Below are 21,698 nucleotides of genomic sequence, written 5' to 3'. Positions count from 1 at the left end.
AGCCCTCTGTGGACGGGCAGACGTGGCCGACTGGCAGAGCCCGGTACTCCACGGCCACGAACTCAGAGCCCCTCCACGGGCAGTGGATGAGACGGCTCAGGACCGGGGAAGTAAGTGGCTGCCTCAGTTCCGCGCTTATGCGCGACCTCGTGCCGCCGAGAGTCTTTGGCGACAGAACCTGAGTCCTCGAACCTGTCGTCACCAAGCGTTCGGCTTTCCAGTTCGGCACGGAGTTTCGCCTCCCGCTGAGCCGCGCCCTGCGCCAGGCTCCGGGCCCTACGCGCCTCCACCTTCAGCTGCTCAGCGGCCTGTTCATCATCACCGTGAGCACGGTGAAGCAGGACAGCTTGATCATTCCGGCTCCTCTCCTCGTCAGCAAGAACTCCTTCGTGTTCTTCGACTGGCCCAGCCGGGACAGCCAGTCCAGGGAGACGACCGTGCAGAACTCGTAGATCACGAGCCGCTTGGGCGTCGTACGCACGCAGGTTGTCTCGTTCGGTCTCAGCAAGGACTCGCTCCTCGCCACGCAGAACGCGTCGGCCGAACCGACCGACAGCGGCCAACCGCTGTTCGAGTTGGTGCAGCCGCTCCGAAGCCCTGATCCGGACGCTGGTGCACTGATCAATGGCGGTGGTGATCGTCCGGACCTCGCAGATCGCCGCAGCGCGCACAGAGAGATCCTCTTGCTGTCGCCGGAAAGCCAGCACCGCAGGGCCAGTGCCGGCCAATGTCTGTTGAGCGGCGTGAGCAGCCTTCGACTCCGCCCTGTCCGCTGCCGCCGAGGTACTGCGGGCGGCCGTCGCTGCCTTGCGGATCGCATCGCGCAGGGCGTTGTTGCTCAGGTGGGCGTACGGGCGGTTGGTGGTCGGCGCGGTGGCTTCCGGGGACGGTGTTCCGTGGGTGCTCGGATTCGCGGTCTCCGGCTCGGCATCGTCGTGGGCGGGTTCAGCGGCCCCCGGGGCTCGCGGAACAGGTAGGTCGGCAACGGCATCGCGGATGTGCTTGGGGACGGCGTTGTTCGGCAGCTCGGTGAGGATCATCCGCTCCTCGGTCCCCGACTCGACCTCGCGGATGAGCCCGGCGACCGCGCGGTCCAGTTGCTCCCGCTCGCTCTCCGGTTCCCCCTCACGAGCACGGTCGGCGTCCATCTCGTAGACGGACAGCGGAAGGAAGAGATTGGACTCCTTCTTGTCACGGGACAGCATCGTGTACAGGGCGTTCGTCTGCGCGCCGGGGCCGTAGACCAGTGCTTCCTGGACGCTGAGGCCCTGGCTCTTGTGGCCGGTGATGGCGTAGCCGAGGCTCAGGCCGCCGTGGGCGATGTAGTCGGTGTCGACCCATTCGGCGTGGTCCTGGTGGCCGTCGGGGGTCTCCTCGCGCCACTCGACGAGGACGCGGCGTTCGTCGTCGACGGCACGCACGATGCCACGGAAGCCGTTGAGGACGTCGCCGCTGGCGCCGCCGGTGCGTCGGGCACGGTAGTCGTTGGTGCGCAGGAGGACTTGGTCTCCGACCGACAGGACGAGTTCGCCTCCGCCGGCGAGCGCGTAGGTGTGTTCGGGGCCGACAAGGTCGCCGCCTGCTTTGCGTAGCGCGCGGGCGCCGAGGTTGAGTTCGTCGACGATCTCGTTGGTGGCGGCGAGCATCAGGAGCTGCTGAACGGCGGTGTGGTCGTCGTCGTACGCGATCCGCTTGTCGGCCCAGACGGTGAGCATCGCGGCGAGCGTCTCGTCCTTGTCGGCGAGAGCGTGGACGCGGCCGGTCGCGGCGAAGGTGCGCAGGGACTCCATGCGCTTGTTGTCGCGCCAGAGCTGGAGCGCACGGCGTTCGGCGGCGTCCTTCTGCCGGAAGTTCTCGGTGAGGGTGAGGCCGCCGACGAGGTGGTGGACGGCGGCGAAGTGGCCGCCGACGCCGGGTGAATGGAGCTGTTTGGGGTCGCCGATGCCGACGACCTTCGTACCGGTCTTCGCGGCGTGCGCGAGCAGCTCCGCGATGTCGCGGTCGTCGCACATCGCGGCTTCGTCGACGACCAGGACGTCCACGCCGGCCAGGCCGGGGCCGTCGGCACGGATGCCGGTGAGCCAGGAGGCGAGGGTGCGGGAGGTGATGCCGGCTTCCGCCTTGAGGTTGGCGGCGGCGACGGCCGCCGTGCTCGCGCCCGCGACGACGAGCCCGTGGGCCTGCCAGGCTTGGCGGGCGGCGTCCATGATGGTCGTCTTGCCCGCGCCCGCGACGCCGATCACGCCGTCGATGCCGTGCCCGGCGGTGAGCAACCGGTCGAGGACGGCGCGCTGTTCGCCGGAGAACGCGAAGCCCTGCTGGGCCTCGACGGTGGACAGGGTCATCGCGACCGTGTCGGTGCCGACGACGGCGGTCTGTTCGCCGAGGCGGCGGGTCGTCTCGGTGACGATCAGGGTCTCGGCGGCGACGATGTCGGCGGTGGTGTAGCGGGCGGCGTGGGTGTAGTGCTGGGCGCCCTTGGGCTTGAGCTGGACCGCGTAACCGGCGTGCCGGAGAACGGAGTTCGTGAGCTTCTCGGCCTCGTCGGCGGTCGCGATGCCGTAGGGGAGGGCGTCGAGGACGGCCGCGATGGCGGCGGCGTGGGTGAACTCCTTGGAGTGCGCGGTGAGTCCGGTCTTCGGGTCGAAGACGGTCGCGCACAGCTCGTCCAGACCAGGGTTGGACACCTGGTTGTCGTCGTGGACGGCGGCGGTGATGGCGTCAGGGTCGTCCCCAGCAGCGCGGCCTTCGGCCTGCCAGTACGCGCGCAGGACGTCGTCCGCAGCGCCCGCCGCCTCGCCGTTCTTCGCGGCCTTGGAGACGGCGGAGGCGGCGGTGCGTTCGCGCAGGGTGGCGCTGTCGTAGTCGAGTCCGAGGCGGGTGAGGAGTTCACGGACCTGGCTGTCGCGCTTGCTGAAGAGCCGGATGGTGGGCTTGGGGATCGCTGCTATCTCCCAAGCGCCGGTGCGGTCCTCGCGGCGGAAGCGGATGCCGTAGCGGTCGGCGAGTTCGCGTCGTACGCGGGCGTTCATCAGGGCCTGCGTCGCGCGGGCGTGGCGGTGCAGGTCGCGGCCTCCGGCGGCGACGGTGGACCACTGGCCGTCGGTGCCCTTGACCATGTTGGCCAGGGTGAAGTGCAGGTGGAAGTGGGGATCGCCGTACGGCGCACCGCCGACCGGGCGGGCCGCGCGATGGATCATCATCCAGCCGGAGAACCCGCTCGTGCCGACCGTGCGCGCCTCTTCGCCGTCGCCGTGCCGGCCGCGCATCGCGTACGCCGTCCACCGCTCCAGCGCGTCCACCGACTCCCGGCCCGCCGCGACGATGACCGACTCGACCTCGGCGGCCATCTCCTGGGGCGCGTACGCGAGGAACACCGACTGCGACTTCGGGAGGTCGAGGGTGACGTCCGCGCCACGGTTGCCGACCTCGACTCGTCCCTCCCGCATCGCGGCCTTGATCTCCTCCGCGTCCCAGACCTCGGCGGGGTCGACGCCCGCGGCCTTGGCCATCGCGACGGCCTCGCGTACCGCCATCGGCAGATCCCGCAGACGCCGTCCGGCTTCGGCCTCGGTCTGGAGGTAGCGGCGTTTCATGGACGCGGAGTTGAAAAGGTCGGTGGGCTGGCGGTCTGCTTCGCGGGCCTTGTTCTGTACGGCGTGCAGGAGCGCACGGGCGTCGAGGCGTCCGCCCGCCTCGGCGCGGAGGGCCTGCTCCAGGGGCTGTTCGCCGTACAGCTCGACGGCGTCGATGCCGATCGCGTCCGCGAGGGTCACCAGGGTGGAGGCGGGGACCTTGTGGGCTTCGCCGTACCGGACGAGCTGGCGTTCCATCCGGCCAAAAGCGTCCTTCTTGCGCTTCGAGTCGAGCAGCGTCTCCGGCTTCACGCCGCGTTCGGCGGCGGTGCGGCGGATCGCGCGGACGAGGGGTGCGGCGGGGAGCTTCGCGGCGGGGGCGACGGCCAGCTTGGGTTCCACCAGCGTCTGACCCGTATGCGGGTCCTCGCCTCGCATCAGGCGGCGGGCCGCCGGGAACTGGTCGGGGGACAGCACGCTGCCGGGGGTGATGTCGAACTCGGTGAGGCCCTTGCCGATCCACACCAGCGGACGTTCGCTCGCATCAAGGTGGTAGTCGACCTGGCCGTCAGCGGCAGGAGCAGGGAGAACCTCCTCGCCGTACAGCGTGCGGGCATCGAGCCCTGCCGCGGCGGCGACTTCGACGGCGTCGAACCCTGTGAACCTCGCGCGTCCGGTGTTGCGTATCTGGGAGCGGGCGCGGAAGAACGCCTTCTTCGCCTCGGTCGCGCCCAGGAGCCCGGCGACGGAGGTCCCGGTCTCCTCGGCCTTGGCCTCGATGGCGGCGATGAGAGGCGCGGCATCAACGGTGGTCGCCTTCCCACACCCATGACCTCCGGTCAGGCGGTACTCGACCTGCCCGTCCGACGGGCCGATCATCGTCACCCACCCCACCGGCCCACCCACCCCCGTTCACGAACCGACCAGATCCGGTCATCTTGGCTAATTGTATCGTCGCGAAGCGACGATACCTTGGTCCTCCAGATCTAAAAGGGCAGGTCAGACGGACTAAGCAGTGCCCTGGGAGCTGAGACTTTCTGGATGATCGCCATCGAACTGTTACCGCTGACGGGGCAGGGTGCGACATCGGCCTGCTTCTTCAATGGCAGACGCCATGCGCCTCGCCAGATGACCGCACATACCCCGTTCTGCTGTGCCACGATGAGAATGCTCGATTCAAAGAACACAAGGCTGACGGCGGGGGGCGGCACCCCGTCTCAAGTCTTCGCTCTCCTGGGGTCGACGTGCCAGGAGAACGGAACACCCATCGAAACCCGGCCCGGAGGCGATGGCGCTGACATCCTTGGGAGGCGGCCAGTAGATGCGGGTCGGCTCCGCGCGGATCTGAAACGTCGGCAGGTCCTCAGCTAGTGGCCACTGTTGTCAGGTGGTCGAGCTGAGGCTGCCATCGCACCGGGTTCGACCACCGCTAGTCGGATTGGTTGAAGGTCGAGATCCGCATGCTGCCGCACTTCAGGACCCGGCTGATGCTTGTCGTCATCGCCGTGCTCTTCTCCCTCGTGGTCGCTCTGACCACGGCTCTCCTCTTCTACGCCGCGAAGGGGAGCCTTCTGTTCGCGTTGACCGCCGGGGCCGGCGCGTTCGTCGCAACGATGACCTTGGCACTCGGCGTTCTCTCACTACTCCTCCCGTAACGAGGGACGCCGAACTCCTCATATCCCAGTGGGGCGGACCCTAGGGTCCACCCCACTCAGCTTCCCGGCATGCTGCCGCAGAGTCAGCCCGCCCGAAGGGGCCAGTCGTCGAACGGGATCGGTGAGCGGCCGGTCGCTTCGCGAACCGCTTCGTCGGTCCCGCACGGCATGCAGATCAGGACCTCGCGGTCTGCCGTCAGCCGGGAACGCGCCGGCCTTTCGCCGAGCGGCCCGCCGCAGCGCGGGCAACGGCTCTCGGGCACGGTCACTCCTCGGGGTTCTCGCGGGCCGACTTCAGGATCAAGTGCCAGACGGTGCGGGAGGACTCCTTCTCCGAGAGCCCCTGCAATTGCCCGATCAGCTCGGCATTCTTCGCCCCAGGATTCTCCGCGAGCACCCGCCGGGCGAGGGCAAGCCGTTCATCTCCCTGATAGGGGTAGGCCAGTCCGCGGCGTCCCTTCGGCCGTCCGCCCGCGTGACCGCGCCCCTTGCGCTCCGCGAGGTACTGCCAGAGCCTCCAGCGCTTCCACTTCGGCCGCCGCCGGGTGGGGAGGATGTCCCAGTCGTCGGGTTCGGGCCAGCCCTCCGGCGGGTTCTTGACGTAGTGGGAGACGGTGGCGGAGTCGGCGAACCCGCAGATCTTCGCCGCTTCGGCGGGGCCGACCAGTTCCTCGGGGTCACCGTCGAGCTTCGGCGGGTTCGTCGTGCTCGCTGCGGCCCGCCGGCGCTGAAGCTCGTGGTGCCACTTCGCCCAGGTGTCACCGTCCCAGTGCATGACGCCGTCGAGGGTCGCGGTGACGGGCGGGTGCCCGTTGTTCTCGCGGTCGGTCCAGAGGTTCTGGAGCGTCGACTCGCTGATGTTGTGGACCTTGCGCAGGTCGGCTCGTGAGTAGAGCGTGCGGCCGGTCTCGGGGGCCAACGTTGGTCTCCTGTTCGGGGTGGTCATGGGAGGTCGTCCGGTTCCGGGGCCGACGTCCACGTGCGGGTGCCGGTCGGCTCAAGTCTGGTGAGGGTGGCTATCTCGCGCAGAGGAACGGCGGCGGCCCAGTCGGCGCGGCCGGGGTGGCCAGCGGGAAGGTTGAGCACGAGGTGCCGGCCGGTCGGCGGGAAGTCCTCGACGATGACGAAGTTGTCGGTGTCGTCGGCGCTGATGCTGTTACCGCTCTTGAGCTGGGCGAGGTCGCCGGGCTGGGGACAGTCGGGGTGCCGGTCGCATAGCATGGTCGGGTCTTTCTGGTGAGAGACATCGACGGCCAGCGCCTTGTTGCCCTTGTGCGCTGGCCGTCATTTCGTTGTGAGGGTTGGTGCGGCGCTCGGCCGCCCGGAGGTTGCCCTGCTCCGTTGACAGCCGAGTAATTAAACCACCTTTGAGGTGACCGGGGTGGGCCTCTGGCCCAGGGGACGGCGGCCATCAGAAGAGCGCCCCTTGATTCGCCGGGCCGTCGTCCACGAGGTCCGGCGGTCGCTCGACGCGGAGTTCGTAGCGGGGACGTCCCGCGTGCGGTGGAGCGTGCTCTTCGCGGCAGTAGCGATTCCAGACCAGGACCGGAGCGCCCTGGTACACCCACCCCTCCGGGTACTGGGACGTCAGCTGAAGCCAGCGGTGCCGGCTCTGCGGGATCTCCCACCTGTCCTTGACGCTGGTGATCGGCGGAAGCGTCCGCCACCCCGGGAACGCGTGGTCGTGGGCGTCCTCCACTGCCTCGTTGTCGCCGTCGCGTACGGCGCCTTCCCAGTCGCAGGCGAGGCATCCGCCCCGGAACTCCTGCTGGTACCGCCGCCCGATCAGCTTGCTGCGGGTGAGCAGGGTGGGGGTGTGGTGCGTGGGCGGCTCCAGCTCGTGTCCGAGGTCGCAGTACGCGCCGCCCGGGTGTCCGGCCTGGATGTGCCACATCCCGAACGCGCTGTGTGCGGGAACGCGTGCACGTCCGTTGCGCACTCGCCAGTGATACGTCTGGCGCGCTCGTGCGCCAAGGGGCTCGGTCACGACTCCTCGCTTCGGATGGCGGCGAGGACTTCACGAAGAGGGTCGGCGAGCAGGGCCTGTTCGGCGGGGGAGTCGAGAAACCGCAGGCCGTACGCGCGGCGAACCGCACGGCGGGCGTCCTGGTGGCGGCTGCGTTCGGGGTCGTACTGCGACCGTTCGAGCACGTCGTAGCCGTGCTGGGTGAGTACGTCGGCGATGAGAGATCGGATCTGTACGGCGTCGACGGTGCGGAAGTCGGTCTCCGTGGGGGCCGCGAGGAGTACGCGGATCAGCTCGGACGCGCTGAGGCGGGGGTGGAGGGGGACGGCGATCCGGTGGACGCCGTCCCGGCTCGGGGTGGCGCCTCCTCGGCGGCTCGGTGTCCTGGTGGTGCTGCGGAATTCCATCGTGTTGACCTTCGAGTACTCGGCGGGCGCTGTCAGAACAAGGCGCGACCGGCGGCGATGCGGAACGCGCGGGCGGCGTCGGCGGCGGTACGACCGGGCTCGGCGCTCCAGCGGTCGATGACCTCGCGGTGCAGAGCTTTCGCGGCGGCGGGCTCGGCGGCGGTGACCGGGGACCCCGTGAGGGTTTCGGCGAGGATGCCGAACGCCTCGTCGCGGGCACGGTGGATGCGGTCCCAGTCGTACCTCCGGCCGGCGGGTGCCCGCCCGTGTCCGGCGGCGACTTCGAGAGCGCCGCGCGGCCAGCAGGGCAAGGTGACGGTGCGTCCGGGACCGTCGAACAGCCGGGGACCCTGGTGGATGCCGACGTGTTCGATGTGGCGGGCGGCCCATTCGAGGATCTCGGCCGGGGTGTCCGCGATGACGACGCTTGCGGGGCTGTAGTGCATGGTGAAGTCCGTTTCGGGGACCGGGGGCGGCAGCGCACCGCCCCCGGGGTCGGTCTACTGCTGGTAGGCGGGGATGAGTTCACGGACCCGGTCCTTGCCGACGCATCCGCCCTCGTGACGGTGGGCGCTCGGCGGAGCACCGTTGCGTCCACGCAGGTGGCTCCAGAACTTCGGCCCCTCCCACGGGCACAGTTCGCAGGAGAGAAACCAGTGGTTGTCGGATCCCGGGAACCCCGTGAGGACCGCCCGCCAACGGTGAGCCGCGAGCCCCGCGAATGCCGTCCGCGCGCTCCGGATGTTGCGGTCAGTGGCGGGCATCCGCGGGTGAAGCAGGGGCACCGGTCCGTGGAGCGGCTGGAGAGCTTCGGCGCGTACGTGGTCCAGGGGGACGGCGGTGATGCGTCCGGCGGCGTACTCCTGGACGAGGTGGGCGGCGGCCATCTCGATACCCGGTACCCCCGTAGGCGGGCGGCGGAGGTTGCGCTCCCCCGTGTTGGTGTCGACCCACCAGTCCCGGTGCCACCTGTAGGCCCGGCCGATGACCTGGTCCTCGCCGATGATCACGGGGTACCGGCATGCGATGTCCGGGGTTCCGATGCGGTACGGCAAGGCGGTCTGGAGAGAAGGGTGCGCCGCGGATTCGCGGGTGTCCCGCTCGGCGTCGGGGACGGTCAGGGACCGTTCGAGAAGTTGGGTGGTCATGGTGGTGCCCTGTTCTGGTGAGAGAGGGACCCGCACCAGCGGCGCTCGGCCGCCGGCGCGGGCGAGCGGTCGTTACGCGGAGTCGGCCGTGGTGGTCTGCCGCATCTCGTCAGCGCTCCGGCGTCCCGAGACGTCGTCGTAGGGAACCGTCCAGGTCCATCCGTCGAGCCGGTTGCCCTCGGCTCGTACGACGTCCCGTCCCACGCCGTTGTGGATGTGCGGGATGGTCACCGACTTGAGGTTGACGCGCAGGACCTCGTACCAGGTGCCTCGGCAGCGTACGAAGTCCCCGCGCTGGAAGTCGGCCCGCGACCAGACCTTGAAGCCCTTGGCTTCGGCGTCCTTGATGACCGCTTCCCAGTGCTCGATCTCCTCGGTCAGCTCCTGGTGTTCGGTCACCAACTCGGGGTTGGCCGGGTTGCGGGAGTATCCCTTGGCGGGCTCGCCGCGCTGCCACTTCTCGACCGCGCGGAGGTCGGCCCGGAGCTTGGCGAGACGGCGGAGGGTGCGGCCGGGGTCCTTGCGGAACCGCTCGTAGTTGGCGGCAGCTGCCTCGCGGTCGGCCCAGTACCGGGCACGGTCGCGCTCGCTGATGCTCTTGCGCATCGCGTTGTCCATGCGCTCGTGATCGCGGCGGGCGCGGCCCTCGGAATGGTGACCGACAAGGATGGGCTGGCCGAAGGCGAACCGTTCGGACATCTCGTGGCTCGCCTTCCATGCGGCCTCGGAGTTCCGGGCCGCGTTGCCGGCGTATCCGCCGAACCGCTCGGCGCGGCTCTCCGCTCGCTCCTCCCGCTCCTGCTCGGCTTCGCTGAAGCTGCGGCGGTCGGCGTTGTCGATGGTCAGGGTGACCTCGAAGTCGGCGTCTCGGAGGCGCTGCGCGAGGAGTTCGAGGGAGGGGGTGTGGGTGGCGTGGTCGCGACTGTGGGGGAGGTACCAGCAACCGAGGTTCCTGCTCCAGCGGAAGGGCTGGCGGCCGGTCCTGCCGTACTCGCGGAGTTTCAGGATCGCTGCTGTCTTGTCGCCCCGGGTCGTGCCCTCGACGAGGGTTCCTTCCCTGCGGGTGTGCGTGATCTCGATAGTCACTGAACTGATCTTCTCTGGTGATGAGTTGGGTCTGTCCGGAGGACGGACCTTGTGTTGGAGACGGTCCGCACCACAGGCGCGGGCAGTGAGGGACGAGCGGCTCGCGGGCCGTCGCGCCTGCGCGACGGCAGAGGCTGCCGCGTCCCCGCGGGACGCGTCCTTCACGGTCCGGTGCCCGTCGGCGGTCGACGAAGTCGGCCGGCGTCGGTGAACGCACCGGACCTGTCCTGCCACCCCTGAAGAGGTGTCCGCTCTAGCGTTGAGGGCCTGCTGGTCCGGGGGTGTTGCCCTCCCCCGGACCAGCGGGACCGTGGTCAGCCGTGGTGGAGCGTGCGCCGCGCGGCGAGTTCGGCCAGCCCGGTCCGCTCGCGCCACGCGTCGAGAACGGCGGCACGGAGTGCGTCCCCGTCGTCGTAGGCGAACCGGCCGTGGCGCATCTTGCGGACGATGTCGCGGAACGTGTCCTGGTGCATCGTGGTCAGCGTGTCGTCGATCGGGGTCAGCTCGTGCGGGAACATCGCCTGGACGCTGTGGCCGGGCTGCGGGGCGCCGAGAGTGAAGTACCAAACGACCGCCATGGTGGCACTGTCCGCGAACTCCGGTCCGCCGAAGGGGCAGACGACGACGGCGGGGAGGGTGTTGTACTGGCGGGCCTGGTGCCAGGGTCCGGCCAGTACGAGCGTCGCAGTGGGGAAGTCCTGGACGGTGGGGATCTGCTGGGTGGTGAGCATGTCGTTTCCTGTCTGGTGAGAGGTTCCGCCGGGGCCGGTCGGCCCCGGCGGGGGGTGTCGGTCGGGGGTGTTGCCCTCCCCCTCCAACATGTTTAATTAAACCATGTTTTTTGATGAAGGTCAACCCACGGGGGCAAGTTCGCGTTGGCGCTCGACGGCCGTGGCGACGGCGTCGGCAATGGCACGGCCGGTCTCGATGACGCGGACGGCGGACTCGTGGACCGGGGGCCTCCTGTCCTGGGTGACGATGCCCGCGAGCGGCGGCATGACGGCCGGTCCGGGGTCGATTCCGAGGATCAGCGCGGCGACGTGCGCCGCCGACGCAACCTCGGACGGGTGCTGACCAGGGAGGGGGGCCTCAACCTCTGCGATACGTCGCCACGCGTGGCCGTACAACAGGATGCGTACGGCGGCGTCGGGGGCCTCTCGGCTGAAGTCGAACCCTCCGGCCTGCTCGGGGTCCTCGTGATACCAGTCCCGGAACTGCCCGACCAGAATGTCCCGGACGGTCTCGGCGGCGAGCGAGGTAATGACGGGCAACTCGTGGGCGTCGCCGTCGGTTTGGCTGATGTCGAACACCGGCCCGGCCTTGTAGCCGGACACCCGCCGCCCCGCCCCCTCGACTGCGTCAGCAACAGCCCCCTGCTGCCCACCGTCGGCCGTGGCGTCCTGCGCGCCTTCGGTTCGGCGCGTGATCGGCGTCCATATGCGGATGGAGGTGGACCCCTTCACCGGGAAGCGCCCAACCTTCCGCCAGTCTCCGGCGCTGAGTACGCGGGTGACATGGGGGCACTGGGCGGCAATCGCGATGGAGTTGACGGGGCTGCGGTCCGTCAGGGTCGCGGCCGTTCGCATCACCGTGGCCCAGAATTCCTCGTCGGTGACCATCGCGCCGTACGCGCGGTCCATCACGGCTTCGAGTTCGCCGCGCATCTTGGCACTGTAGGCGCGGCGCTCTTCATCGGTCATCTTCGGCTTGCGGGGCATTTCTCGGTCCTCCTGGTGAGAGTTCGATATCCGGGGCCGGTCGGCTCCGGCGGGGTGCCGGTAAGGGGGTTACCCGCCCCTTCCAACATAGTTAATTAAACCATATTTATGAGGTAGGGGCAACCCTCGCGGCGAGATGGAAGGGGTTACGGCGAACGCGGAACACCGTCCCATCGTCGGCAGTGACGCACTCGCCACGCGCCATATCCTCCAGGAATCCGCCGAGTTCGCCGGTAGCAAGCTCGGCCGCCTGCATCAGGCGCATCAACGATGCCCCGGCCTCGCGCGGCTCGTCGCCCTCGTCCACCCCGACCCACGCCCGATATCCGACCGGCAGCACCTCCGCGACGTATGCGCAGGTGCGAGGCGGAAGCGGCACGCCCTCAAACAGGCCGAACCGCTCTATGCCGTAGTCCTCCACCGCCCGCTCCGCCACGTAACGGCCGCCGCCCGGATAGCCGTCAACGTCGGCCAGATGCAGCAGGTCCGCTATCAGACCATGAATCATGTCCTTGTGCGAGTCGCAGTAGACCTCCCACGCCCTACGCGCACGATCGGCACTCTCCGACGCGGTCGAGTCGCCACTCGACACGGTGTCACCCATAACCAGCCCTTCCAGCAAGAGACCCCCGAACCGGTTTGACCCGGGGCGGTCGGGACACTCACCCTCCCGATGTCATTAATTAAACCATATTCTATGGGTGAGGTCAAGCTCCACACCCCGCTGACCTGCCTTTCCCTCGCCGCCGGACTGGCACCGCTCCGCCGGGCCCGGCCACAACGGGCCTCGGCGGGGTTCCCTCCTCGGTCGGACAGCTCCGCCGGATCAGGGTTCCGGGCGCGGCGTCCAGGCTCGCGAAGCGACCGCGAAGCGGCTCGGCCTGGATGCCGTGTCCGGGTTCCTGATACGCCCCCTGGGTGTCCGACCGAGGAGGGAACCCCGCCTTTCCCCACCCGCACCACGACGTTCCCGCACCCGACCGACCGGCCCCCTCCGAGGGAGGACCCGCCGGAGGCATGAAGTCTTTGAACCGACGCCCAGCATCTCCGCAAGTAGGGCTGTACGACAGGCTTCCCTCTCGCCCAGCTACGAAAGGTGACCGGTACCTGGTCCCTGAACGCGCTGGAAGGGGGCCGCCCCCAGAAGGCCAGCCCCCGGTGCCAGGCCGGGATCAGCAGGACGCTACCCAGCGGTGGGAACGGAGACTGGCGTTGAAGCTGCTGTCCCGTCCCCCGTTCTGCGACAGACAGCCGCTGTAGTTGGTGTAGTTGGCGCCGTGGTAGAAGGCGACGCCGTCATAGGCGGACGAGGTGCCACGGTTCCAGGCTGACCGGGCGTTCTGTGTGTCGGACCACGAACACTGGACGGAACCACCCCACCAGTCCGGGTCGGCGCTGGACCAGGCGCAGCGGCTGCCGGTGCCGTTGGTGCCGCTCCAGACGCACACGTACCCGACGGGACACTCCCAGGCCCGCACTGCGGCGTTCGCCGTGCCGGGCACTACCAGGCTCAGGGAGGCCAGAGCGCCGGTGAGGCCGACGACCGCCAGGCCCCTGCGGAACCGACGTCGCCCGGGCGTGCTCTCGTGCTTGTTCGAGGACATACCGATCCCCTTCTCATGGTCGGTGCCGAGATCCGCTGTGGACACCACGACCGCGGTCGAGCGACGGCGGCGTCGGATGATCCGTATCCCCGTTCCGGTCGGCGGATCCGGCTGGCGTGAACTTATGTTCCGCGCGCCCTCCACCTGCTGTCATGCTCGTGCGAGCCCACTGAAACATCGCAGATGGCAGAGGGGCAGAGAAGAGGAAACGGGATGCTCCGCTTCCATTTCACGCCGGAGGACCTGACCCGCCTCAGAGTGGCCGCCGGGCCTCATCCACTCTGGGAGATCACGGTCAGTCTGCACCGCTTCCAGACCCGCGAGGGCCGCTGGGCCCACGCGTCCTGGTACCGCACCGCCTGCTCCACGCTCCGCGAGACCGGCTTGGACCGTACTGTGATGCCACTGCTCCTGCCGCTCTTCCCGCGAGCCCGCTACTTCCCGGACTTCCTCACGCCGACCGAAGGCATCGAGGGGCTGGACGCCGGTCTCGACAGCATCCTGTCGACCCCGCGCCGCCGAGTAGCCGACGAGGTCGCGCGACTCCAGAGCACCGTGGGTGCGCCGGCCTGGGTGCACCGGGTCGCCGAGGGGGAAGCGAGGAGACAACTCGTACACGCCCTGCGCACCTACTACCGTACGGTGATCGCCCCGCACGAAGAACACATCCACGAACGCCTGCACGCCGAGCGGGCCAGGTACACCCGCACGCTGTCCCGCGTCGGCATCGAGGCCGTGCTCGCCGACCTGACCCCGGCGATCCGCTGGCGCCACCCCGTACTGGAGATCCCTGCCTACCCGCACCGGCGTGACGTCCACCTCGACGGGCGCGGGCTGTTGCTGATCCCCTCCTACTTCTGCTGGAACACCCCCGTCGCCTTGGCGGACCCTGGCCTCCCGCCCGTCCTGATGTATCCCGTCCAGCACATCCCGGCGACGGCGCCCCCTACCGCCTGCGCACCTCTGAACGGCCTGCTCGGCCCCACCCGCGCGGCCATCCTGCGCGCAGCCGCGTCCGGCTCCACCACTACCGAGGCCGCCCGGCACGCCGGTGTCACCCCCACCACGGCCAGCCACCACACCACGCGGCTACGCGACGCCGGGCTGATCACCAGCCACCGGTACGCCAACACCGTCCTGCACACGCTGACCCCGCTCGGCGCCGCCCTGCTTCAGCGCAACAAGCGGAGCCAGGCGGGCGCATGGCAGTCCCTGGACACTGACACCGGCGAATCGGGCACCTGACCGGACGAAGCACGAGCCGCGACCGGTCAGCGAACCTGGCGGGCGTTGAGGCTAGCGGCCTAGCGTGTTCTCGGGCTTGGGTTGTTCCTCATGGATGTTCGGTGGTGCGGCCGGGCGCGCGCCACGCCCGACGGGGGGGTGGCCGCCATGGTCGCGCGGAGCGCGGCAGACAGCACCGTCGTGCCCTCCAGGGCACGCCCTTCGGCCCGGCGTCCGGACGGTCCGGTAGGGCCGCCTTCGGCCCGGACGTTCCGGCCGGCTGCGAGCCGGGCCAGGCTGAGCCGTCCTTCCGGGACGTCCTTCGCGGGGTTCCCGCGCTGTCGGCCGCGCTCGCACCAGAAGCTCGGCCGGCGATAGGCGCGCGGGACGCGGGCGGCTCGATGCCGGCCGGGTCCCGGCCACCCGCCGGGGGCCGGTCGGGCGGCGGCAGTGCCGCCCGACCGGCGCCGTCACGCGGCGACCAACTCCCGTTCCTCGATGGCCTCGCGCTCGGTAACACGGCACCGGGTCAGTACGGTCTGTGCCACCTCGCCGTAGGTGTTGTGGTCCTTGACCGTGCCGGTCACCTCGACCTCGTCGCCCTGGTCGGGAACGTCGGCCGCGCTGCTGAACCAGACATAGACGTTGCCGCTCGCGTCCTGGAACTTGACCAGTCGACGGCGCTGGGCGCGGTAGCCGTAGTGGCGCTCCTCCAGCTCGATCACGGTCGTCACGGTGGCGGCGACGGTGAGCCGTTCTCCCACTTTCCCCTGAGGGACCGAGCAACTGGCCGCGCGCTCGGCTGCGGCTCTCTCCTGGTCCCGGTGCCATCCGGCGATCGCGGAAACCAGCGTCGGAAGGTGCCGTTGGCCGACCGTCTCTCCCTTGGCCAACTGGGCAATCTTGTGGCGGTAGTCGTTGGTGCTGCCGTACCCCTGAACGGCCCACTCCCGTACGGCGGCGGCCGTGGCGTCGGCGCCGGGCTGGGCGTTGACGTCCGCGCGCCACTCCTCGGAGATCCGGCGGTCGAAGAAGTAGGCGGACACGCTATCGGCGGTCGGCGTGGCCTTCTTCCGCTCCTCGGACCGGGCGTAGAAACGACCGTCCATCGACACGACGGCGGCGGCCACCTGGAGCACCCTGTCCACGGGCAACCGGACGTCGGCGGGAACGCCCTCGGCTCCCAACTCGTCCCAGTCGGTGTCCTTGATCTTCTCCAGCTTCCACAGTGCCTGAAGTCCCTTGATCGGCAGGCCCGTGTACGGCTCGACGCACGTGGTGCCCAACTGCCGGTACTCGCCGTTCTCGTGGCGCGCGAGGTAGGTGATGGTGCGGTCGCGCTCGACCTTGCATCCGTAGCAGAAGTTCTCCAACACCCGTATCCCGAGCGCCTCTTCGGCAAGCTCGTCGGAGAGTCCGGGGAAGGTGCTGAGGATCGTCTCGCCTTCGTCGTCGTGGTCGAGTCGGGCGACGACCGTCCACCCGGCGTGGCGGGGGATTCCGCCGGTGAGCGTGACGGTCACGAAGTACCGCTTGCCGATCACCCGGCCGTCGCAGTCCCTGTAGTCCGCGAGGAACGGCGGGGACATCTCGAACGCGTAGGGGTTCAGACCGTGGATCGCGGCGCGGGCGTTGGTGGCCTCGACAAGCTGGCGGACGTGGCTCTCCGCCGTCTCCGGGACGTCGAAACGCAAGACAGAGCTGTTCATCGGATTGGTGCTCCTGCTGGTGAGAGGGGGATCGAGTGCCCGGCCGGGCGGGTTGCCCTCCGCGTGCGGCCGGGTGTCGGGCCGATGGCGGCCCGCGTGTCGGAGGGGGTGTTGCCCTCCCTCTCCGACACATTTAATTAAACCATGTTTTCAGCTCTGGGGCAAGCATCCCGACCAGGAATCTCCAGTGCGGCACGGTCGCGGAGGAACGCGGCGAACAGGGCGGCGGTGTAGCTGTCGGCGGTGCCGTAGGTGCGGCGGCAGTCCAGCGCTCCGATGCGCTTCCCCCGGTAGTGGACGGGGAACGGCTGGCCGGGGGCCGGGATGACCAGCACGTACAGGCCGCGCGGGGTGTCCACGCGCAGAACGACGGCGGCGGCCTGGTGGTCGTAGGCGGCGGACCAGCGGGCAGGACCGATGCCGAATTCCGCGAGTCCGGCCGCGATCGCGCGGGCCTGCATGATGTCGGCGGTGGTGCCGGGGTCGGGTTCACCGGGGGCAGGGACGCAACCGCATCCGTGGTCGTCGGCATGGGTCTCGAACAGAGCTGTACGGGTCACTGCGGGGCTCCTGGGGTGACCGGGGGCGGGAGGGGTCCCCGCCCCCGGGAGTCGGGCTGCTGAGGGATTCAGGCGGCGGCTTCGTCGTCGTTCGCCGGTTCCTCGGCTTCCTGCTCGCCGGTCTCCTCAGCGGCACCGGCCCCCCGCTCCGCTCCCTGCTCGCCTCCGGACGTGATCGCGGCGCGGGGCTTCTTCTTCGTCGGGTCGTACGGCTCGTCGTCCACAACGGACTGCTCGATCGGAGTCAACGGGTACCCCAGCGCTTCCAGCACCATGAACCACCGGCCCGTGGGCTTCCGGCTCCAGTCGGACCGCTGACTGTCCGTCCGCCACGCCGACCGCGTCGCGCACTTCTCGCGGACTGCGGCGAGCGCCGCGAACTGGAGTTGTGGAGCCCTGCGGGGGTCCTTGGCCACGTGCCCGGCGAAACCGCCCCGGTTCTTGGCCTGCTGGCTGTTCAACCCTAGGAAGGCGGCCAGGATCTCGGTGGTCGGCTCCTTGTTCAGATCCTCGGAGATACCCCAACTTCCGTTGAGAAGTGCATTGTTGACGTGCCCGATCAGGTCGTTGGTGATGTTCTTCGGCAGGTTGCGCCGCTTGATCAGGTCCGTGATCCACTTCCGGCGCAGGGCCTCGGCGGCGTCCCAGTCAAGGTTCCCCTTCTTCACGGCGGCGCGGGCGGCGCGCTCGGCCTCGACCTCGGCGGCGGTCTTCGTGGCGCCGCTGCCGCTGGCGCTCACGGGCGCCGTGTGGCCGTACAGACCGGGAGCGGAGCAGTACGGCTCGTACCGGTCGCCCCGCCGCTCGTCGAACACCCACACCAACCCCTTGCAATCGGCGTGCTCCTCGGCGCTGATACCGCGCAGTCGCCACACGGCAACCGCGCGCTCGGACAGTTCCTCAGCGTCCCTGACCTTCTGTCCGGCCGCCTCCAGCTCCGCACGGTGGGCTTCGGCCTTGGCCCGCTGGTCGCGCTTGGTCCGCTCGATGGCAATGGCCCAGTCGATGTCGCTGGCGTCGGCGTCCTCCTCGGCGGCGGCCTCGGTGATCGCTCCGAGCGCCTCGGCGTCGTCGGCGAACTCGGCGAGCGCGGCCATGTGCTCGAACGTCCACGCGTAACTGCTCGCGCTCGCGACGGCGGCGCTCAACTTCTCGTCGGACCGGACCTTGACGACCGTCCTGACGTCCTTCTGCCGTACGCCTGCGGCTCGGGCGATACGGCCCACCTGCGCGCCCGCCTCGGCCGCGCTGAACATGGCCTGGTTCACCTCCGACGGCGTCAGGCTCTTGCGGTGCTGCGCGGTGGTGATCATGTCGAGGAACTGCCCGGCGGCATCGCGATCTTCCTCGTCCCACTCGTACGGCAGGTGCGTAAGCCCCGCGTCCTTCGAGCCGTGGAAGCGGCGGTTGCCGTCGTTGACTTGGAGCACCCCGCCGTCAAGTCGCTGAATCTTGACGGGAATTCGGCATCCCTCGGCGCGGAGGGACTCCACGAACGCCGCGTTGATGTCCAGGTCTTCACGGGCGTTCTTCGGGTGCGGGGTGAGCGCGTCGATGCGGATCACCGGGCGGAACGTGACCGGGACGGCCTCCAGACCTGCGGCGACGGCGGCGGCGAGACGCTGAAACCCGTCAACGATCTGCGGCACATCGCCGTGGGTCCGCACGACGTACAGCGGCTCCTTGACGCCGTTCTCCGCCACGTCGGCCAGCAGATCGGCCGGGGTCTCGATGTCACGTAGGTTGCCCGGGTGCGCGGCAAGTTCGGCGACCGTGAGGGTCGACCACAGGGTGGGGGTCGCCTCGGAGCCGGCTCGGTTCTTGACGTTGAGCATCGCTTTTCTCTTCCTGGTGAGTTCCGTCGGGCCGTTCGGCCCGGTGAAGGGTCGGGAGGAGGTGTTGCCCTCCCCCTCCCAACGTCATTAATTAAACCATGTTCTATCGGATGGGGCAATCCGAGACGACGTGATCGGCGCCACTCAGGCAGCGGGCTGCGGCGGCGCGGATCATCGCGGCGGCCTCATCGGTGGTGCGCTCGGGCGCGTCCCCCCAACACCACAACACGGTGCGCCGGTAAGCGTCTTCGGTGAGCCGCAGTTTCCTCCACCGAAGACTTGGAACGGCGCGGCCGTTGATGTGGTCGCTGAGCACCACCAGGGAATCGGCAAGGGCCTGGTGAAAGACTTCCCACGGTTCACCGCGCACGGTCCAGCGGGGCCGCGCGGCGCGGACTCCTCGCTCCCATGCGTGCAGCACGGTGCAGGGGGCGGCGTCGCCCATCCGGCCGGGCTGCCAGAGGTGGTCACCCTGGTAGAGGCCGACTCGTTCGATGTGGTTGGCGGCGGTGGTGAGGATGCGGGAGGGGGTTGCGGGGCGGTGACGTGCTGACATGCTGTGACCTCCTGGGGTTTTGATCAGCACTCGACCGTGGCCGTCAGAGCATCAGGATGTTGGGGGCATCGGGCGTAGTACCTCGAACCGACCGTGCTGGACGGCCACTTGCGACAGACAACGCGCGTCAGGTTCTCGGTGGACCCACAGACCTCGCACGACACCCACGCTCTACCGGCCTGCATCTGGTCGTTGTCGCTTCTCCACCGCGCCGGAGGGCGGTTCTTCAAAGACATGGGAATTCCTTCCTTCCGACAGAGCCGGGGACGACGGGGCCGCCGCCCCCGGCGGAGTTGACCACTAGGAGGCGAGCGCCCCGGCGACCGTGGCACCGATACGGCGGGTTCCGCCGATATCGGCCCGGTTTCCAGCAGCGGCACCGGCGCCGTACCCGCTACCGCTGTACGAGCCACGCTGCGTCCGCACGTGCGGGTTCTCGACCTTGAAAGCGGCCTGGACCATGGCGTCGCGGTCGGCCAGCACAAGTTCACCGCTGCGTCCGGCGGCCGACGTCTCTGCGCTGGCGGCGGCTCGGGCGGCGTCCTCGGTCGCCTTGAGCCGTTCGGTCACCCGCACGATGAACCCGATCTGCCACGAGTTCCGCCACGCTCGCGCGCTCCGGACTCCGTACGGCACAGCTTGCGCGTTCAACCCGTTGAACATCTGAAGCTGAAGCGAGGCGTACAGGATCTCGGCGCGCTGCACGTCGGACTCGAATCCGACGATCTTGACCCGTCGCGTACCGGGCTTCTGCCCACCGATGTGGAGGGGCTGGCATCCGACGGCTTCCGCGATGAAGTACATGAGGCGGGCGCGCGGCATGGACCACGGGTTGGGCAGGTCGACGTACCGAGCGACGATCCCGTCCCGCGACGGCTGACCATCGCTCAACAGGGCTTCGTCCACACCGTACTTGGCCATCATCTCCATTGCCCGTGTGCGGGCAAGCTCGGCTTCCGCCTCGGGGGTCGCGGAGTTCTCGGCCTTGGCGAGTAGCGCCTTGATGGTGGCCAACTTGGGGTTCACGTCTGCTTGGGGAGTACCCATAGCTCTGCTCCTGGTGAGAGTGACTAACCGAGGCCGACTGAACCTCGGGGTGTCGGTCGGGGTGTTGCCCTCCCCTCTCGACATGTTTAATTAAACCATGTTTTAAGCTCCCGTGCAACCCCCCTGCGGTTCCTCCCCCCGGCCTCCGGCTGGCGCCTCAGCCACAACGCGCCTGCGGTGGGGTTCCCTCCTCGGTTGGACGGCACCGCCAAGCGTGCAGTGGTGCAGGGGTGCGAGGTGGAGCGCCCGGAAGCTGGGACTTTCTGAGGTACGAGGAAAGTCCCAGACCCGGACGTACGACCTCGCACCCCTGCGGCGCGGTGCGCTCCGCTGGGACGACCGACCGAGGAGGGAACCCCACCGCCACCCCCACCCCGACCACGACGGCGGGCCAGCCGACCAACTCACCCCCCTCCCCCTCCGAGAGCGGACCCGCCGGAGGCACTCTCTTTGAGCGACAGCAACCCGCCCAGGTAGTCAACGGACCGAATACAAGGGGAACTTGCTCTCGTCGGCGGCCTGTTCCAACACCTCACAGTTACTCGTCAGACCGCGCTGCTTCCTCATCCTCCTCGACATGTGAGTTCTTCCTGACCTCACGCCTACGGTGCCCACCATGAACCACCACCCCAGTCGGCGCTGTGCAGACGCCCTCGGCGCGCCAACCTCCTGGCGCAGGATCAACTCACCGGTTCCGAAAGTGGGTTGCTGAGATGACGTCGCCGGACGGCGTAACAACGGCGGAGCTACGGCGACGAGTACGGGCCGTAGAGACCCTCCAGATGAAGACCCGCGAGTTGGCTGCTCAGAGCGTTCTGACCACACGAAAAGCCGCTGTAGAAGCGGCAGTTGCCAAAGAAACGGCAGACCGCGAAGCCCGCGAGGCGACCGCAGCGGCCTTGCGCCTGTACGACCAGGACTCGGAGCTGGTGGCCGACCTCCTCGGTGTTCCCGCCGAAGAGCTGGAGCGGGACGCGAAGGCTGTCACCGCCGCGCGCGCCAAAGAGGTCATCGAGGCACTGCGCACTCGCGCGGGCCGCCCACGCCCCCGCCGCTCACGGCCGGCCAACTCCACCTCTCAACACCACTCTCAGGAAACCGGAGTTGTGGAGACCACCGCCCTGAACGACACCCAGGGCAATGTCACATGACCGGCTTCCCGGCCTCTTCCCGCTCTCCACCATGCACGGCCACGCCGCGTCGCCTCAGGAGGGTCCCGAACAGCTCGCGCTGATCGGGACCCCGTCTCCCGTACGCATCCCCGCCGTCGAGTGGTCGGCCTGGCTGTCCGACGCATCGACACAGACCCGGTACTGGGCCAAGGTGCATCGCACTACGTCGGATACGGACTGCTGGTTCTTCTACGGTGCGATCTCCAGCACAGGCCACGCCAGCTTCCGCGCGGCCTCCCTCCCCGGCCCGACCCGACGAGGCACCGTCCCCGGCCACCTCTACGGCTACCAGCTCGCCCACGGCGTGATCCCCCGCCTGGGCTGGGACAACGATAGCCCGGGGCCTTCCCCCGAAGCGTGGACACCGTTTGCTATGCGGCAGTGGTCAGCGTAGCTGATCGCTGTTCGAAGGCGATGGGGCTGATGTAGCCCAGCC

General features: G+C 69.1%; 21 protein-coding genes. 4 read left to right on the top strand and 17 right to left on the bottom strand.

Annotation, left to right across the window (positions count from 1 at the left end; translation table 11 throughout):
• Positions 1–62 precede the first annotated feature (62 nt).
• Positions 63–4,454 (bottom strand): MobF family relaxase, encoded by a 4,392-nt coding sequence (gene mobF, locus PV682_RS39915; protein ID WP_319737270.1) that lies wholly within the window; start codon positions 4,452–4,454, stop codon positions 63–65.
• Between the two features lie 581 nt (positions 4,455–5,035).
• Between mobF and PV682_RS39910 the strand changes: the two genes are divergently transcribed.
• On the top strand, positions 5,036–5,230 hold the full coding sequence (locus PV682_RS39910) for a hypothetical protein (RefSeq protein WP_319737269.1): 195 nt from the start codon (positions 5,036–5,038) through the stop codon (positions 5,228–5,230).
• Positions 5,231–5,495: 265 nt separating this feature from the next.
• Here PV682_RS39910 and PV682_RS39905 read toward each other — a convergent pair whose 3' ends face one another.
• The 11 genes from PV682_RS39905 to PV682_RS39855 form a co-directional block, all read right to left on the bottom strand.
• Positions 5,496–6,149, bottom strand: coding sequence for a hypothetical protein (locus PV682_RS39905; protein ID WP_319737266.1), 654 nt, complete (start codon positions 6,147–6,149; stop codon positions 5,496–5,498).
• A 23-nt stretch (positions 6,150–6,172) separates the two neighbouring features.
• The gene (locus tag PV682_RS39900) at positions 6,173–6,451 is read right to left on the bottom strand and encodes a DUF6211 family protein (RefSeq protein ID WP_319737265.1); all 279 of its coding nucleotides are present in this window, start codon (positions 6,449–6,451) and stop codon (positions 6,173–6,175) included.
• 190 nt (positions 6,452–6,641) lie between these two features.
• Entirely contained in the window at positions 6,642–7,217 is a 576-nt protein-coding gene (locus PV682_RS39895; RefSeq protein ID WP_319737262.1) for a DUF6349 family protein, read from the bottom strand.
• Positions 7,214–7,603, bottom strand: a complete 390-nt coding sequence (locus PV682_RS39890; RefSeq protein WP_319737260.1) for a DUF6181 family protein — start codon at positions 7,601–7,603, stop codon at positions 7,214–7,216. The genes PV682_RS39895 and PV682_RS39890 overlap by 4 nt, the downstream gene beginning before the upstream one ends.
• 32 nt (positions 7,604–7,635) lie before the next feature.
• On the bottom strand, positions 7,636–8,049 hold the full coding sequence (locus PV682_RS39885) for a DUF6197 family protein (RefSeq protein WP_319737258.1): 414 nt from the start codon (positions 8,047–8,049) through the stop codon (positions 7,636–7,638).
• 54 nt (positions 8,050–8,103) lie between these two features.
• Positions 8,104–8,751 carry a hypothetical protein gene (locus PV682_RS39880; RefSeq protein ID WP_319737256.1) on the bottom strand — a complete coding sequence of 216 codons (648 nt, stop codon included), beginning with the start codon at positions 8,749–8,751 and terminating at the stop codon, positions 8,104–8,106.
• 72 nt (positions 8,752–8,823) lie between these two features.
• The gene (locus PV682_RS39875; protein WP_319737254.1) at positions 8,824–9,837 is read right to left on the bottom strand and encodes a DUF3560 domain-containing protein; all 1,014 of its coding nucleotides are present in this window, start codon (positions 9,835–9,837) and stop codon (positions 8,824–8,826) included.
• 314 nt (positions 9,838–10,151) lie between these two features.
• Positions 10,152–10,568 (bottom strand): DUF6409 family protein, encoded by a 417-nt coding sequence (locus PV682_RS39870; RefSeq protein WP_319737252.1) that lies wholly within the window; start codon positions 10,566–10,568, stop codon positions 10,152–10,154.
• A gap of 120 nt (positions 10,569–10,688) precedes the next feature.
• On the bottom strand, positions 10,689–11,555 hold the full coding sequence (locus PV682_RS39865; protein ID WP_319737251.1) for a hypothetical protein: 867 nt from the start codon (positions 11,553–11,555) through the stop codon (positions 10,689–10,691).
• Between the two features lie 106 nt (positions 11,556–11,661).
• The gene (locus PV682_RS39860) at positions 11,662–12,159 is read right to left on the bottom strand and encodes a hypothetical protein (RefSeq protein ID WP_319737249.1); all 498 of its coding nucleotides are present in this window, start codon (positions 12,157–12,159) and stop codon (positions 11,662–11,664) included.
• Positions 12,160–12,727: 568 nt separating this feature from the next.
• The gene (locus PV682_RS39855) at positions 12,728–13,159 is read right to left on the bottom strand and encodes a peptidase inhibitor family I36 protein (RefSeq protein WP_319737247.1); all 432 of its coding nucleotides are present in this window, start codon (positions 13,157–13,159) and stop codon (positions 12,728–12,730) included.
• Between the two features lie 213 nt (positions 13,160–13,372).
• On the opposite strand from PV682_RS39855, the gene PV682_RS39850 reads away from it, so the two are divergent.
• A complete protein-coding gene (locus PV682_RS39850) occupies positions 13,373–14,404 on the top strand; it encodes an ArsR/SmtB family transcription factor (protein WP_319737245.1) in 1,032 nt (343 codons plus the stop codon).
• A gap of 449 nt (positions 14,405–14,853) precedes the next feature.
• Here PV682_RS39850 and PV682_RS39845 read toward each other — a convergent pair whose 3' ends face one another.
• The 5 genes from PV682_RS39845 to PV682_RS39825 all read right to left on the bottom strand — a co-directional run bounded on the left by PV682_RS39845 (position 14,854) and on the right by PV682_RS39825 (position 20,057).
• On the bottom strand, positions 14,854–16,092 hold the full coding sequence (locus tag PV682_RS39845) for a hypothetical protein (protein ID WP_319737243.1): 1,239 nt from the start codon (positions 16,090–16,092) through the stop codon (positions 14,854–14,856).
• A 137-nt stretch (positions 16,093–16,229) separates the two neighbouring features.
• Positions 16,230–16,652 (bottom strand): hypothetical protein, encoded by a 423-nt coding sequence (locus PV682_RS39840; RefSeq protein WP_319737241.1) that lies wholly within the window; start codon positions 16,650–16,652, stop codon positions 16,230–16,232.
• 68 nt (positions 16,653–16,720) lie between these two features.
• Complete coding sequence (locus PV682_RS39835) at positions 16,721–18,487, bottom strand: ParB/Srx family N-terminal domain-containing protein (protein ID WP_319737240.1); 1,767 nt, start codon at positions 18,485–18,487, stop codon at positions 16,721–16,723.
• Between the two features lie 103 nt (positions 18,488–18,590).
• A complete protein-coding gene (locus PV682_RS39830) occupies positions 18,591–19,043 on the bottom strand; it encodes a DUF6197 family protein (protein ID WP_319737238.1) in 453 nt (150 codons plus the stop codon).
• 300 nt (positions 19,044–19,343) lie between these two features.
• Positions 19,344–20,057, bottom strand: a complete 714-nt coding sequence (locus PV682_RS39825; RefSeq protein WP_319737237.1) for a DUF2786 domain-containing protein — start codon at positions 20,055–20,057, stop codon at positions 19,344–19,346.
• Positions 20,058–20,872: 815 nt separating this feature from the next.
• Between PV682_RS39825 and PV682_RS39820 the strand changes: the two genes are divergently transcribed.
• Positions 20,873–21,241, top strand: a complete 369-nt coding sequence (locus tag PV682_RS39820) for a hypothetical protein (protein WP_319737234.1) — start codon at positions 20,873–20,875, stop codon at positions 21,239–21,241.
• Entirely contained in the window at positions 21,231–21,656 is a 426-nt protein-coding gene (locus PV682_RS39815) for a hypothetical protein (protein ID WP_319737231.1), read from the top strand. Before PV682_RS39820 ends, PV682_RS39815 begins: the two co-directional genes overlap by 11 nt.
• Positions 21,657–21,698 lie beyond the last annotated feature (42 nt).

Source organism: Streptomyces niveiscabiei, assembly GCF_033794345.1.
Taxonomy (GTDB): domain Bacteria; phylum Actinomycetota; class Actinomycetes; order Streptomycetales; family Streptomycetaceae; genus Streptomyces; species Streptomyces niveiscabiei.
This window is presented reverse-complemented; position numbering and strand designations above follow the sequence as displayed.

Excerpts from the sequence above, each read along its gene's own strand:
- mobF (WP_319737270.1), bottom strand. The coding sequence starts at position 4,454 with ATGATCGGCCCGTCGGACGGGCAGGTCGAGTACCGCCTGACCGGAGGT.
- PV682_RS39820 (WP_319737234.1), top strand. The coding sequence starts at position 20,873 with ATGAAGACCCGCGAGTTGGCTGCTCAGAGCGTTCTGACCACACGAAAA.
- PV682_RS39890 (WP_319737260.1), bottom strand. The coding sequence starts at position 7,603 with ATGGAATTCCGCAGCACCACCAGGACACCGAGCCGCCGAGGAGGCGCC.
- PV682_RS39870 (WP_319737252.1), bottom strand. The coding sequence starts at position 10,568 with ATGCTCACCACCCAGCAGATCCCCACCGTCCAGGACTTCCCCACTGCG.
- PV682_RS39845 (WP_319737243.1), bottom strand. The coding sequence starts at position 16,092 with ATGAACAGCTCTGTCTTGCGTTTCGACGTCCCGGAGACGGCGGAGAGC.
- PV682_RS39815 (WP_319737231.1), top strand. The coding sequence starts at position 21,231 with ATGTCACATGACCGGCTTCCCGGCCTCTTCCCGCTCTCCACCATGCAC.
- PV682_RS39860 (WP_319737249.1), bottom strand. The coding sequence starts at position 12,159 with ATGGGTGACACCGTGTCGAGTGGCGACTCGACCGCGTCGGAGAGTGCC.
- PV682_RS39850 (WP_319737245.1), top strand. The coding sequence starts at position 13,373 with ATGCTCCGCTTCCATTTCACGCCGGAGGACCTGACCCGCCTCAGAGTG.
- PV682_RS39910 (WP_319737269.1), top strand. The coding sequence starts at position 5,036 with ATGCTGCCGCACTTCAGGACCCGGCTGATGCTTGTCGTCATCGCCGTG.
- PV682_RS39865 (WP_319737251.1), bottom strand. The coding sequence starts at position 11,555 with ATGCCCCGCAAGCCGAAGATGACCGATGAAGAGCGCCGCGCCTACAGT.
- PV682_RS39835 (WP_319737240.1), bottom strand. The coding sequence starts at position 18,487 with ATGCTCAACGTCAAGAACCGAGCCGGCTCCGAGGCGACCCCCACCCTG.
- PV682_RS39855 (WP_319737247.1), bottom strand. The coding sequence starts at position 13,159 with ATGTCCTCGAACAAGCACGAGAGCACGCCCGGGCGACGTCGGTTCCGC.
- PV682_RS39830 (WP_319737238.1), bottom strand. The coding sequence starts at position 19,043 with ATGTCAGCACGTCACCGCCCCGCAACCCCCTCCCGCATCCTCACCACC.
- PV682_RS39885 (WP_319737258.1), bottom strand. The coding sequence starts at position 8,049 with ATGCACTACAGCCCCGCAAGCGTCGTCATCGCGGACACCCCGGCCGAG.
- PV682_RS39900 (WP_319737265.1), bottom strand. The coding sequence starts at position 6,451 with ATGCTATGCGACCGGCACCCCGACTGTCCCCAGCCCGGCGACCTCGCC.
- PV682_RS39880 (WP_319737256.1), bottom strand. The coding sequence starts at position 8,751 with ATGACCACCCAACTTCTCGAACGGTCCCTGACCGTCCCCGACGCCGAG.